This window comes from Sphingobacterium sp. MAE, from assembly GCF_056711605.1.
In genome coordinates, this window is record NZ_CM160044.1 from 3,937,639 (window position 1) to 3,952,716 (window position 15,078).

At 34.3% G+C, this 15,078-nt stretch carries 8 protein-coding genes; 6 read left to right on the forward strand and 2 right to left on the reverse strand.

Annotation, left to right across the window (positions count from 1 at the left end; all coding sequences use genetic code 11):
* Positions 1 to 8: 8 nt before the first annotated feature.
* A complete protein-coding gene (locus AC06G9_RS16840) occupies positions 9 to 1,889 on the reverse strand; it encodes an LTA synthase family protein (protein WP_480956826.1) in 1,881 nt (626 codons plus the stop codon).
* A gap of 338 nt (positions 1,890 to 2,227) precedes the next feature.
* On the opposite strand from AC06G9_RS16840, the gene AC06G9_RS16845 reads away from it, so the two are divergent.
* From AC06G9_RS16845 to AC06G9_RS16860, 4 genes are all read left to right on the forward strand, one after another.
* The gene (locus tag AC06G9_RS16845; RefSeq protein ID WP_480956827.1) at positions 2,228 to 4,843 is read left to right on the forward strand and encodes a valine--tRNA ligase; all 2,616 of its coding nucleotides are present in this window, start codon (positions 2,228 to 2,230) and stop codon (positions 4,841 to 4,843) included.
* A 221-nt stretch (positions 4,844 to 5,064) separates the two neighbouring features.
* Positions 5,065 to 5,937, forward strand: coding sequence for a hypothetical protein (locus tag AC06G9_RS16850; protein ID WP_480956828.1), 873 nt, complete (start codon positions 5,065 to 5,067; stop codon positions 5,935 to 5,937).
* A 136-nt stretch (positions 5,938 to 6,073) separates the two neighbouring features.
* Positions 6,074 to 6,268 carry a YqaE/Pmp3 family membrane protein gene (locus AC06G9_RS16855; protein WP_480956829.1) on the forward strand — a complete coding sequence of 65 codons (195 nt, stop codon included), beginning with the start codon at positions 6,074 to 6,076 and terminating at the stop codon, positions 6,266 to 6,268.
* Positions 6,269 to 6,337: 69 nt separating this feature from the next.
* Positions 6,338 to 6,631, forward strand: coding sequence for a DUF4342 domain-containing protein (locus tag AC06G9_RS16860; RefSeq protein WP_045755435.1), 294 nt, complete (start codon positions 6,338 to 6,340; stop codon positions 6,629 to 6,631).
* A 41-nt stretch (positions 6,632 to 6,672) separates the two neighbouring features.
* On the opposite strand, the gene AC06G9_RS16865 is transcribed toward AC06G9_RS16860, so the two are convergent.
* On the reverse strand, positions 6,673 to 7,107 hold the full coding sequence (locus AC06G9_RS16865; protein ID WP_045753716.1) for a Dabb family protein: 435 nt from the start codon (positions 7,105 to 7,107) through the stop codon (positions 6,673 to 6,675).
* Between the two features lie 281 nt (positions 7,108 to 7,388).
* Here AC06G9_RS16865 and AC06G9_RS16870 point away from each other — a divergent pair, with 281 nt between their 5' ends.
* Both AC06G9_RS16870 and tamL read left to right on the forward strand, forming a co-directional pair.
* Entirely contained in the window at positions 7,389 to 12,662 is a 5,274-nt protein-coding gene (locus tag AC06G9_RS16870; protein ID WP_480956830.1) for a translocation/assembly module TamB domain-containing protein, read from the forward strand.
* Complete coding sequence (gene tamL / locus AC06G9_RS16875) at positions 12,652 to 14,955, forward strand: translocation and assembly module lipoprotein TamL (protein ID WP_260948583.1); 2,304 nt, start codon at positions 12,652 to 12,654, stop codon at positions 14,953 to 14,955. The genes AC06G9_RS16870 and tamL overlap by 11 nt, the downstream gene beginning before the upstream one ends.
* The last annotated feature ends 123 nt before the right edge of the window (positions 14,956 to 15,078 follow it).

Genomic DNA, 15,078 nt, shown 5'->3' on the forward strand with positions numbered 1-15,078 from the left:
TTTTCTGACTAATATTTTAAAAACTCTTTGTACACTTCCTGATAGTAAGCTTTTCCGATATTCAGCAAACTATCTGTTTTCGATTGTGAATAATCACTATGTTGTTTATAATTGATGATTTTTCCTACATTATCGAAACTGACAACCTGCTCAGGCGTAATCACACCAAAGGCATCTTTGGAATTGTAAAATGCAATTTGCGGTGTTGTAGGATTTAATAAATCTCGACTCCAATGGTATCTTTCCGAAGAAAGGTTTAACTGATGCAATAAAGTAGACACTATATCAGTCTGGTTACCAATTTGTTCAATTTTCTTACCTCTAAACTCAGGTTTAATAACGTCGCCAAAAAATAATAACGGAATATGAAATCGATGCGGATTTGACAACTCCCATTTTTCAGCAGGAAGTCGATGTCCATGATCTGCAACGACAACAAATAACGTATTTTTGTACCAGCTTTTACTTTTTGCTTGATTGATAAAGTCATACACTACAGAATCTGTATAAAAAGCTGTACTTCTAAATTTATCAGCATTGGTTTTAGTTCCGAATTTATAACCATCCGGTAAGTTAAAGGGCTCGTGATTGATTAATGTAAAAATAGTGGAGAAAAAGGGTGTTTTTTCAGTATCAAAATCATGCAACATTCGTTTGAAAACAACATGATCATAAACCCCCCATGATGCTCTTGCCGCCTCTACCCCAAAGTTAGCATTATCAACAACTTTCGAAACGCCATGCATGAGCATGTAAGACTTAAAATTATAAAATTCACTTTGCCCACCATGATAAAATGATCCATGATAACCTGCAGTGCTAAGTTCTTGACCAACTGCCGGCAAGTTTTCATGTTTATCGATATACTTAATAATACTTTCCGGTCCTTGGGCAGGAAAAGCACTAAATATACCAATCATACCTTTATCCGATCGATCTGCAGCGGCATAAACATGATCAAAAAATACACCCTGATTAATGAGCTTTTCGAAATTAGGAGTGATTCCTTTTTCTCCCCCCATGGATTCAATCAAACCACCCACAAAACTTTCCAACATAATGACAACAATATTTGGCCGCTTTGTGGTTAATATGGAAACAGATGAATCTGGAGTTGATAGGAATGCCGGTTTTAATACAGCATGTACTTGTGACTCATCATCATAAAAATGATAAGGACTCTTTAAACGGGTACTTTTAGAGAAATAATCACGTAATAATGCCCATTGTGTATTTACAGCTGCATGATTATAGAAACTTTGTTCAGAGAAATAAGCTTTACTAGGGTTTAGGGTAGCTCTTCCATATCCACCTCTTATGAAGGTAAATAATAAAAGGGCGCCCAATATTAATTTGATCGTATTCTGACGTGGCAATATAATATTATAAAAATGAACTTTTTTGAACATCCATCGATATAAAAAATAGCCTACTACAATACCTATGATCATACCAAAAACAGGGAAAAAAACAGGAGTCGATTCAGCAGAAGCTACAGCTCCAGAAGGCGATGCCAAGAAGGCATCAATGGCCCGCTTTGAAATCTTATCTCCCCACTCTCTGTAAATGTTGATATTAATAAAAGATACCACAAAGTAAATGACCAATAAACTAATAGTATAAATATCTAAAACCTTTCTTTTAAAGCGTTTATGTGGTATAAAAGATAAGATACAATAAATAACAAAAGGAATAACACAGATGTATGATACTGCTGAAAAATCTAAACTCAGGCCATGATAATAGATTTTAAAAACATCAAAAAAATGCTTGGATCCAATTTTATCATAAAAAGCACTTATAAAAAGTAATCGATCGATAAAGCATATGATAAGCCAAAATAAAAAATACTGAGTCAAGGCCTTCAACTCACTGGCAATTTTGTTCATTTTTAGTATTTAATTAAAACACGCAAATGTACGCTATTTCAATAATAATTGATTGGATTGTGAAGATTATGTTATAAAAATATTACGATATTATCAATAATTTCATAATATGATACTTTAAGATTAGATTACAAAATAAAAACCAAGTTATCAATAAGTTAAACCTCTCTTCAACTGCCAATATGAAATCGTACGATAATACCTCCAATTCACCTAATTTACTCTTCCCCGAAATCTCGAAAAACAGTCCAAAAACCATTTTTTGAAATAGCAATATTAAACTTCAATAAAACAACTAAAATCGTTAAATTTGCAAACGATTTTGAAAAAAAATTATCATGAGTATAGCAAAAACTTACAATCCTAAAGAAGCTGAAGACAAATGGTACAGCTATTGGATGGAGAATGGATTTTTCCGTTCTACACCCGATGAGCGTGAACCGTATACTATCGTAATGCCTCCTCCAAACGTCACTGGCGTATTGCACATGGGACATATGCTGAACAATACTATTCAAGATGTATTGATTCGTCGCGCACGTATGCAAGGTAAAAATGCATGTTGGGTCCCTGGTACCGACCATGCCTCTATTGCTACAGAAGCTAAGGTTGTAGCTATGCTAAAAGAACAAGGTATTGATAAAAAATCATTATCTCGCGAAGATTTTCTTAAGCATGCATGGGAGTGGAAAGAAAAATACGGTGGTATTATCCTAAAACAATTGGAAAAATTAGGTGCTTCTTGCGATTGGGAGCGCACGAAATTCACCATGGATGCTGATCTTTCCGAATCGGTTATCGACACCTTTATTAAATTCTATAAAGAAGGTTATATCTACCGTGGTGTCCGTATGGTAAACTGGGATCCTCAAGGAAAAACAGCTTTATCTGATGAGGAGGTAATCCGTCGGGAAGTGAATCAAAAATTATATTATATCCGTTATAAGATTAAGGATTCGAATGAATTCATCATCATTGCTACGACTCGTCCGGAGACAATTATGGCAGATGCTGCCATCTGTATCAATCCTAATGATGAACGTTATACGCACCTAAAAGGTAAAACGGTGATCATCCCTTTAATAAATCGCGAGATTCCAATAATCGAAGATGAATATGTAGATATAGAGTTCGGGACAGGATGTTTAAAAGTAACTCCAGCTCACGATTTAAACGATTATGCGTTAGGTCAAAAGCATAATTTAGAAATTATCGATTTATTAAATGATGATGGAACATTAAATGCTCATGCTCAAATATTAGTAGGTGAAGATCGTTTTATAGCTCGTAAAAAGATTGCAAAACTTTTAGAAGAAGTAGGTCAAATCGAAAAAATCGAAGATTATAAGTCTCAAGTAGGTTTTTCAGAACGTACGGATGCTGCAATTGAACCCAAGCTATCGATGCAATGGTGGTGCAAAATGGATAAATTGGCACAACCAGCACTTGATTATGTTGTCAGTGGAGAGGTTAATCTAATTCCTGATAAATTTACATCCAGCTACAAACATTGGATGGAAAATGTCAAAGATTGGTGTATTTCCCGCCAATTATGGTGGGGACAACGTATACCAGCTTGGTATAATGAGAAAAATGAATGGGTGGTTGCCAAAACTGAAGCTGAAGCCATTACCGAGTTTGAAGCACAGGGAAAAGTTTCATCAAATATCCGTCAGGAAGAAGATGTTCTTGATACTTGGTTTTCATCTGGTTTATGGCCAATGTCGGTTTTTGATGGCGTTCGCAATCCTGAAAATGAAGAATTTAATTATTACTATCCTACCAATGATCTGGTTACAGCTCCTGAAATTCTATTTTTCTGGGTAGCCCGCATGATGATTATGGGACATGAATATACCGGTAAAGCTCCTTTCAAAAATGTATATTTAACTGGTATCGTTCGTGATAAACTAGGACGTAAAATGTCTAAATCATTGGGTAATTCTCCTGATCCTATCGAATTAATGGCACAATACGGAACAGATGGTGTACGTGTAGGTATGTTGCTGTCTTCTCCTGCTGGAAATGACTTAATGTTTGATGTATCGTATTGTGAACAAGGTCGTAATTTTGCGAATAAAATCTGGAATGCATTTCGCTTAGTTAAAGGATGGGAGACCACAAATACTCCTGCCACTGAAGCTCAGAAAACTGCTGCAAAATGGTTTGAAAGTAAATTTAATGCTACATTAATCGAGATAGAAGATCATTTTAACAATTATCGCCTATCGGATGCCTTGATGTCAACTTATAAATTGATATGGGATGATTTCTGTGCTTGGTACTTAGAATTGGTAAAACCAGCATATCAGGCGCCTATTGAAACGGAAACGTTTGAAGTCGTAAAAGAATTTTTCAAACGTATACTGACACTAGTACATCCATTTATGCCTTTCTTATCTGAAGAATTATGGCATGATGAATTGTTTGGACAACGCGATGTGAAAGATTGTATTATCGTTGCTGAATATCCTACCGTAGGTGATATCGATCAAAAAATCATCAAAGAGTTTACTTTTGTACAACAGATTATATCTGAAGTTCGGAATATCCGCAATACCAAACAAATCTCTCCTAAGATTGCTTTACCCCTTGCGATCAATGCGACAGAGATTGATTTTACAAATTATCAAGAAAGCATCATCAAATTGGCCAATATTGAGCAATTAACTTTTGTACACGAGAAAGTCATTGGAGCAGTTAGTTTCTTGGCAGGTAAAGAAGAATGTTATGTCGCTCTTGAAGAAAACATAGATGTGGACGCTGAACGCGAAAGGATAACAAAAGAAATTGACTATTTAAAAGGCTTTTTGTCTTCTGTAGACAAGAAATTATCAAATGAAAGGTTCGTTCAAAATGCGAAACCTGAAATTATTCAAAATGAACAAAATAAAAAAGCTGATGCTGAATCCAAGATGAAAATATTGGCAGAAAGCTTGGCGAGTTTATCTTAATTCATCTCGTAAAATATAAAAATGCCTCAAAAAATGTTTATTTTTTGAGGCATTTTTATGCCTATCCCACTGATTATAGTATAAAATCTTCATTGTTGATAAAGTTATTATTGAAAAATAGATAGTCAAAACGTAACTATTTTTTTGGACTCAGATTTGTAATTAACATTGGGATTTTACACACTAAATGAATTTTACAACTGAAAATTAGTTAATAAAAAATGAAAAAAATAATCACGGTATTGATATCTTCCTTAGCATTTTTATTGATTCATGCACAGGAGCAACCTGCTGCTTATGCTTTAAACGAAGAGTATAACTTATGGAATCTTCAAAAAGGTGACACAACTTATGTCTTTGCTGAAATGGCTTATATTCGAGAATATCCAGATACAAAATCTAAATTAGTAGATTCTCTTCAAGAAGGTAAAATGGTTATAATTAAAAGTGATGGATACAATGGTAGTACAGTAAGAGGATTTTATGCTCCATGGCATAAAATAAGCTATGTAAAAGATAATGTTAAAAAAGAAGGTTTCATCTGGCTAGGTTTGTTAGCTCTTAATAGTGTACAAAATCAAGATGGCGAACAATTCATTTATGGTTTTAAAAAATTTAGACCATCTACAGAAAATTCAGCATCTTACTATGATGCTGAGATCAAAGTCTTTGATCGAGAAAAAAAAGTCATTGCTCGCGCTTTATATCAAGCAGAAGTAAACGATCAAACTGGTACCGATACTAAGATCTTAGGAGCAATGGGGTTAAAAAATATTAAAAATATTCATCGTTCAGCTTTTTTAGGTGAAGCATGTGGGATAGCTACCCAATATTACTATTTTGCGTGGAATGGTCAAGAACTCATTCATTTTCCAAGTAAAATGACCATTTCTGATGCAGGAGTATTCTATCGTGACGAAACTATATTATTTCCTTCAGAACATAAAGGCGATCCGACGATGATTTATAAAAAAATAGTAGAGGCTGAGAATATCGATGACAATTTGGATGAGCCTAATTATATGGAGACTAAAAGCCAAATCAAGTATAGGTGGGATGGTCATATTTTAAGCGAGCTGATTGAATTGAAGTAAATCATGGCCCATTATCGCACATTTCTTTTACCTTTTAATAGCATGTATTCGCCGATATTTTCAATAGTCTTACCTAAAACCAGCGAATGTCCAGTAAAATAGAATTTATATTTGAACAAGTTTAAAAATAGAAGATATGATTTTAATAGCTGTATTATTACCCTGGTTGTCCTTTTTTTTAAGAGGGAAAATTTTCTCTGGAATTTTATGTTTGATTTTGCAGATTACGCTTATCGGTTGGTTGCCCGCAGCAATATGGGCGGTAGCATCAAGGGTAGATGGTAAAAATAAATCCAGATTTAATGAATTTAAACGTGAACACCGCTTTTAAAATTTTCACTATAATTACTGATGAAAAATGGTTATATTTAAAAGTTATCAAATTAAAAATCAAAACATTATGAGTATTAAAGAAACATTTTCGATTACTGGTGAAAATCTATTAAAGAAGATTAAAGAACTCATTGCTGATGGAAACGTAACGAAGATCAGTATTTCTGATAAATCAGGGAAAGAAATAATGAGTTTTCCTGTTACAGTGGGTGCTATCGGACTCATATTTGCCCCCGTATTTGCGGCAGTTGGAGCTATGGCTGCACTATTAACCGAGTGTAAAATAACGGTCGAAAGGAAGGATAAAGATGAGAATGATCAAGACAATCCGGATACTTCTCAACATATTGAGGTTAACTAATACAGTGAGAACATATGGTTCTCACTATATTAGTTAACTCCCTACTCGCCTAGTAGGGTATCTTTTACTTCTACTTTCTTCCAATACTTACTATACTGATCAATACCTGCCAGATGATCCGGGTGGGTCTCATATTTCGTTATTGCTTCCATATTGGCAAATGTCAACATAATATGGTATGAAAATGTATTATCTACAACTGGTCGTGGATTTGTCGCTGCTGGTTTTCCGATATGACAAGATTCTATTCCTGGCACTTTCTTTAAAATTTCAAAAAAATTCAAAAAATCCTTTTCTTCTTCTTTATTGATTCCATCTTTTAGCCAAAAATAAACACTATGAAAAATAAATCCTGGAGAAAAGCCTGCGTGTGTATCTTTCATTTGTGATTTGTCTTCAGAATTTAAGCATGAAGTGAATATAGTACCCCCGACGCCTGCTAGCGCCAATGAACTTAAAAATTTTTTTCTTTCCATTTGTTTAATGTTGATTTTAACGAATATACACAGAAAAAAATAAATTATCAATCTTGCTAAAACCTAGATAATAGTATGCTATTTTTGTGGAATTAAGGCATTATTTTTGATTAACATCGCTAAGATTGAAAAATTAACCTCCAATATACAATTAAATGGGGTAATATTAACATATCATTCAACCTTAAAAAGTTTATAAAATAATGAGCAAAGTATAAACATAATTACCTGTTTTACGTTATAATATTAAATTAGGGGTTTACAAAAGACTAGAATATATTTTGAATAAATTTAGCCGTATCGCATTAAAGACCCTATTATGGATCATTGGATCTGTAATTGGACTCATACTTCTCGTTATTTTTTTAATTCGACTTCCTTCTGTGCAAACTTATATTGCAGGAAAAGTAACGACTTATGTGGAGGGAAAAATAGGAACACCCGTCCGCATTGGACGTGTTAATATAGAATTTCCTAAAAAACTTGTTTTAGAGAATATCTATCTTGAAGATCAATCTAAGGACACCCTAATTGCGGGAGAAGCAATAAAGGTAGATATCAATATGATAAAATTGCTTAAAAGTACAGTCGAGATTCAACAATTGGAAGCTACGGGTATAACAGCAAAAATTCGTAGGTCTATGCCTGATAGCAGTTTCAATTTTGATTATATTATTAAGGCATTTGCCAGTCCCGAAACTACTAAAGCCAAAACCGACACTACTTCGGCAATGGTATTCAATATGGATAAAGTCATATTTGAACGTTTTCACGTTGTTTATGCAGATGATGTTATCGGTACAAATGCCGATGTCTATTTAAAACATTTTGATACGCGGATCAAGAAATTTGACCTAACAAAAAATATGGCATTTGATATGCCAAAAATTAATATTGATGGTTTGGGTGCTATCATTACACAATGGAATCCTACAGACGAAGGCGACGGTCCTAGTGTTGAAGATTTTGGAATTACAGATCCCACTACTATTGCTACTTCTCTTTTACCTGATATTGGTATCGACATCGCTGACCTGAGAAATATAAATGTTCACTATGAGGATAAATCATCCAAAATGAGAACAAAATTTTCTATTCAAAAACTATATGCTGATATCAATAGTATCGATCTTAATAAAGAAGTTGTTGATATAAAAAAAATAAGTTTAGAAGGATCTGATTCACAAGTATTTTTTGATAAAATAGCAAAAGCAACTCAACCTAAAACTGAAAGTAACACCACAGCATCAACTCCTAGTAAAGTAAATTGGGTTGTTTCTGTTTCTGATATCAACATCAACAATACCAACGTTTGGTATAAAGATGACAATCAGGCTCGCATGAAGGGATTTGATTATTTCAATATTAAAATCCCCGCGATCAATACAGCGATGACGGACTTGTTCTACAGTGCAGACTCAATCAGTGGGTCGTTAAAATCTCTAACAGCAAAAGATCATTCTGGTTTCGAAATTAAAAGCTTAAAAGGTGATTTTATCTATACCAATACGGGTGCTGAAATCAAAAATCTATATGCAGCAACAGCTAAAACATTATTACAAGATTATATTAAGATATCCTATCCATCTTTGGAAGCCATATCGGAAAAACCAGAACTACTTACTGTCAATGCCAATATAAAAAAGAGTCACGTCGATATGCGCGATATTTATTATTTCGCACCTTTCTTGGATACGATGGAGATCATGCATCCGTTAATGAATAAAAAATTCAACATCGACGGAAAAGTAATTGGGAAATTGAATGACCTGAATATCCCCCACCTGGACTTCAGTACATTATCAAATACGAAAGTAATTGCCAGTGCCAGGATTAAGGGACTTCCTGATGTTGACAAGATGTCCATCGACCTTACGCTCAAAAAATTCACTACTGGACGATCTGATATTGAACAGCTCGTTGCTAAATCGCTATTCCCCAAAAACCTTGAACTTCCAAATGCAATTGGGCTAACGGGAACATTTAAGGGTGGAATGCAATCATTCAATACCAACTTGGCATTGGTCACAGAAAAAGGAACAGCCAAAGTCAATGGTAAATTTGATATTTCAAAGCGTGATACGACATATGATGCTTTTGTATCTATTAAGGACTTTGATATCGGAAAGATTTTAAAGCAAGATTCTGTATTAGGTATTTTATCCTTTGAAGCCAATGTAAAAGGTCACGGACTTGATCCTAAGAAAGCAATAGCTAACGTAGATGGCAAACTGATTCAACTGGATGCACTTGGATACCGTTACCATGACATCGACATGAACATGCGTGCCAATGCTGGTGATATTGAAGCGAATGTCAGCAGTGTTGATCCTAATATCAAATTTAATTTAAATGCTGATGCCGATATGAGTCAAAAGTATCCAAAAGTTAATTTTGAATTGATGGTGGATAGTGTCAATCTGCAAAATTTAAAATTGATGGAGGATGACTTTCGCTATCATGGTAAATTGGTTGGACATTTTGAAACTGCAGATCCAAATTATTTGAATGGGGAAGCACATGTCATCAATTCGTCTATTGCATATAATAATGACCGCTATAGTGTTGATAGTATTTCACTAATTGCGAGATCAGATAGTAGCTCTAATCTTTTAATGTTAAAATCGACATTTTTGAATGCCCATTTAGTTGGTAAATATAAATTAATGGAATTAGGTACTGCTATCCAGGATATTGTATATGTATATTACCAACCTGGGGCACCAGTTGTCCTTCCAAAATATGAGGATCAGCAATTCGAATTTTCAGCGCAGTTGACCAGAACCAAATTTATCAAAGAATTTTTACCTGATCTTACTGAGATGAAAGACATTACGTTGGACGGTATGTTTAACAGTAAGAGTAAATTGATTCAAGCTAAACTCAACGCTCCAAAAATTGTTTATGCAGGTACGGATATCAATAGCGTATCTCTAGATTTAACAACAGTTGACAGCACAATGTACTATTCAGCTCTTATCAATAAGATTAAAGTAAGCAACATTGAATTGATCAATACTGTTTTCAGTGGTAAGGTCATTAAAAACAACCTTGATTTTGGTCTTTGGATTAAGGATAAACAAGATAAGGAACAATATCATTTAGGTGCTAATATGAAAGTCGACCGTGGAAACTTTCTCTTTAGCTTACTTGAAAATGGGCTGATGTTAAACTATGAAAAATGGAATGTCGATAGTACAAATGTTATTTCATTTGGAAATGCTGGTATTCAAGCACATAACTTCGTCCTTGAAAACAACGGACAATTATTAGAAATTAAATCACAAGATAGTGTTCTAAACTCCCCTATTGATCTCGTTTTCAAAAATTTTAGAATTGAAACTCTCAGTAAAATGGTCGCTGCAGATGATATGAATTTAGGCGGGGGTATTAATGGACAAGCAACTATTTCGCGTCTGGAAAGCAGTCCTGTTTTTGTTTCTGACATTGGCATTGATAAATTTTACTTAGGGACAGATACAATTGGTAATGTCAATATTAAAGTAAATAATGAAAAAGAAAATACATATGCAGCAAATGTGAGTATCACTGAAAATGGTAATAACGTCAGTTTAATCGGTGAATTTATAAGTCCTCCAAAAGGAGCAGCAACATTTGATGCTGTTCTAAACATCGCCCCTTTAAAGATGAAAACCATCCAAGCATTTAGTTTTGGTTATTTAAAAGAATCAAAGGGAGATGTTGAGGGACAATTAAAAATTTCGGGAACTACCGATAAACCCGCCATCAATGGTGATTTGAACTTTAATAAAGCAGAGTTTAATGTTGCTATGCTAAATGCGGCATTCTTTATTGATAACGAAAAAATTGCCTTTAATAATAGAGGCATTACATTATCGGATTTCAACATAAAAGATAAGAAAGGAAATAGTGGTACTATGAATGGCACCATTCTAACTCAAAACTACATCGATTATGATTTTAATTTAAATCTTAAAACAGATAATTTTGAGGTAGTGAACTCTACTCGACAAGATAATGATCTATTTTTCGGTAAGATGTACGTTTCTTCAGATTTACGAATACGAGGCACGCTTGATAAGCCTGTTGTAGATGGAAATATCAAGGTGCAAGATAAAACTGATTTTGTCTTCATTATGCCAAATGATGAGCCTGGAATGGTGGAAAGAAAAGGTGTAGTAGAATTTGTGGATAAAAGCGATACAACAAGGACTAATGTTTTTGCTAAATTAGATTCACTAACGACCACTAAGCTTACAGGCATAGATGTTACTTTAAATTTACAAACAGATAAAAATGCTAAATTTAAAGTCATCTTGGATGAAGGTTCTCAAGACGCGTTGAATATTCAAGGTGAGGCAGAATTAAATGCCGGAATCGATGCGAGTAATAAAATCACCATGTCAGGTACTTACACCGTAGAAAAAGGCAGCTATTCCTTTTCATTTGGACCTGTTAAACGTGAATTCTTATTTAAAGAAGGTAGCACAATTACTTGGGCAGGCGATCCATTAGACGCACGATTGGATATTACTGCTGTATATAAAGTAAAAGCTCCTACGCTAGAACTTGTACAAACTCAACTGGGTGCAGAGAACTCCAATCTTTACAAACAACGTGTTCCTTTTAATGTGAATCTATTGATAACAGAACAACTTTTTGAACCTAAATTGGGATTTGATATTGACTTGGATGAAAATAATGCAATCGCCTCTCAAGATGTTGTAAGTAAAGTTAACAATGCCCTTTCGCAGCTTCGTACAGATCCCTCAGAAATCAATAAACAAGTTTTCTCTTTGATCGTTTTAGGTCGATTTATGGCTTCCAACCCATTTGAAAGTTTATCCGGTGGTGGTGGCGTTGAATCGATGGCACGAAATAGCGTAAGTTCGTTGCTTACTTCGCAATTAAATCGCTTGGCATCAGATCTTATAAAAGGTGTGGAATTAGATTTTGACTTACAATCGGAACAAGATTTCACCACTGGAGTTGGAGAAACGCGTACTGACCTAAATATTGGAGTTTCAAAAATGTTATTCAATGATCGTTTGAAAATAACGATTGGTTCTAATTTTGAGGTTGAAGGTAATTCAAGACCTGGGGAACAGGCTGCTAATATCGCTGGCGATATCAGTTTAGATTATCAATTGTCACCAGATGGACGCTATTTTGCACGTGTGTACCGTAAAAATCAGTATCAAGTAACTCTTCAGGGACAATATGTAGAAACGGGTATTGGATTTATCATCAATATGAGCTACAATAAATTTAAAGAAATTTGGATGAATTCTAAAAAGCTAAACGAATATAATTCTGGCAGCAAAAGTTTTAGAAAACGTTTTGATGTAGAGCGAATGGAAACAGATTCGGTTTATCGTGATAGCGTCAGGTATGTGATACGTGATAGCATAATGCGTAACGATCCTAAAAAATACAAGGAACGCTATGATAATCAAAAACCAAAAATACAAAAGACAGATTCAAATAATAAAACTGATTCGACAAATCAGAAAGTAGATACAATAGGAGAAAAAGTGATTAGAAATGAAGAAAGGGAGAAGAATGAAAAATAGTAATCAATTTATAGCTTTAGTTTTATTATTGGGGCTTTTCATTGCTTCTTGTTCAACAACTAAAAATTTAAAAGAAGGTCAATCCTTATACGTTGACGGTCATGTTGACATTGAGTCAGATACGATTCCTAAAGAACAAAAAAAGATATTAGCGACACATTTGGAACAAGTGCTTATGCCAAAACCAAATAAATCATTATTTGGATGGCGTTATAAACTAGCTTTCAATAATATGGCTGGTGATTCAGTTGGAAGAAATTTCATAAAGAAGCAATTGAAAAAAATGGGGGAAGAGCCTGTTCTGTTAAGTGATGTTAACAGAGAATACAATGAGAACTTACTTCGGAATCGACTAGAAAATATCGGTTTTTTTAATGCTGAGGTTAAATCTGATACAACCATTAAAGATAAAGAAGCGACTATTCACTATATTGCTACAACCAATTTAATCTACCGAATAAAATCAGTCAAATTTGACGTGGATAGCACCACCCAGCTTGGTCAAGATATATTGCAATCACGTGAAAAATCACTCTTAATAGTGGGTAAACATTATGATCTTGATGATATATTAAACGAACGCGACCGAATAGACAATGAACTCAAAAAGATTGGTTACTATTATTTCAGTCCTGATTATTTATTGGTACAAGTGGATAGCACCATTGGAAACAATAAAGTAAATTTGTATGTAACCCTGAAGCCTGAAACACCAGAAATTGCCAAAGCGCCATCGAAAATTAATAATATATACATCTATCCAAATTATACAGATGCCGGAACAGGTTATCAGCGTGCACCTCGTAATGCCGAACTATTTGATAGTTCGTATTATTTTATAGATAGGCAAAACACCTTCAGAAAACCCGTTCTTGCCAATCATATTTTCTTCAAAAAAGGGGATCTTTATAACCGTGATGCACATAACAAGACGATCAGTCATCTTGTCAATTTAAACAGTTTCAAATTTGTTAAAAACAATTTTGTAGATAGTAAGGATGTTAAAAATGGATTAGATGTTTACTACTACCTTACTCCTCTTCCTAAAAAATCAATTCGGGTGGAGCTTTTAGGTAAAATGGCATCCGTCTATAATGGTACGGAGCTTAATGTAAACTGGCAACTGCACAATGCATTTAAAGGAGCTGAATTACTTAGTCTCAATGTATTTGGTGGTTACGAAACGCAGACGGGGGGAAGTGTTAGCTTAAATTCGAGCTATTATCGCTATGGAGCTGATCTTACCTTGACACTACCCCGTATTCTGTCACCTTTTAAAATAGATCCGAGTCGTAGGTACATACCAAAAACATATATTAAAACAGGGTTTGAATTCTTGAATAGAACCAAAGCTTATACTTTACGTTCTCTCAAACTCGACTACGGTTATATTTGGCAAGAATCACAAGAAAAACAACATGATCTAGGATTATTAGAAATCACTTATGTACAACCTAGTCGTGTGTCTGATGAATATAAAGCTCAACTGGATACTGTGCCTACCTTAAGACATGCTATTGAGCCGCAATTCACCATTGGTCCAAACTACAATTTCACCTTGTCAAATACGATGAATAAAAATCTAAAGAACACTTTTTATTTTAAAGGAAATTTAGATTTATCGGGCAATGTTTTGGGACTTCTTAAGGGCGCTAACTATAATGAAGGCAAGACTTTTAAACTATTTAACGCTTACTTTTCTCAATATATTAAAGTAAGTGGTGATGGTAGACACTATCTTAAATTGAGTGAAAATTCGCAATTGGCTTCTCGCGTTAGTGTGGGTTTAAGTTATTCCTATGGAAACTCACGTGCACTCCCCTATTTAAAACAATATTATGTGGGTGGTCCTAATAGTATCCGAGCATTTGCAGCACGTGCAATCGGTCCTGGAACTTTGAAACCTCAGAATATTGGTACGGACAAATTTTATGCGGATCAAACCGGTGATATCAAATTGGAGCTCAATACTGAATATCGTGCTAAACTTGCAGGATTTGTACACTGGGCAGCGTTTATTGACGCGGGTAATGTGTGGTTGCAAAATACGGATGATGAAAAACCTGGAGCAAAGTTTAGTAAAGATTTCCTAACAGAATTGGCTGTTGGCGGTGGACTAGGTTTAAGATTTGACTTTACTTTTTTAATTTTAAGAACAGATTTTTCAATTCCATTCCGTATCCCCTACTTAGAAAAAGGAGATCGTTGGGTATTTAAAGATATCGATTTGGGAAGTAGCCAATGGCGAAAAAACAATTTGATGTTTAATTTAGCGATTGGCTATCCATTCTAAATAAAAGGGAGAACGAAAGTTTCTCCCTTTTATTTGGAATTACTTTTTATAAAACTTAATTGTATTCCTACCATTTAATGAGTAAATTCAAAGAAAAATTAATGTCTAAGGACCAAAATTAAT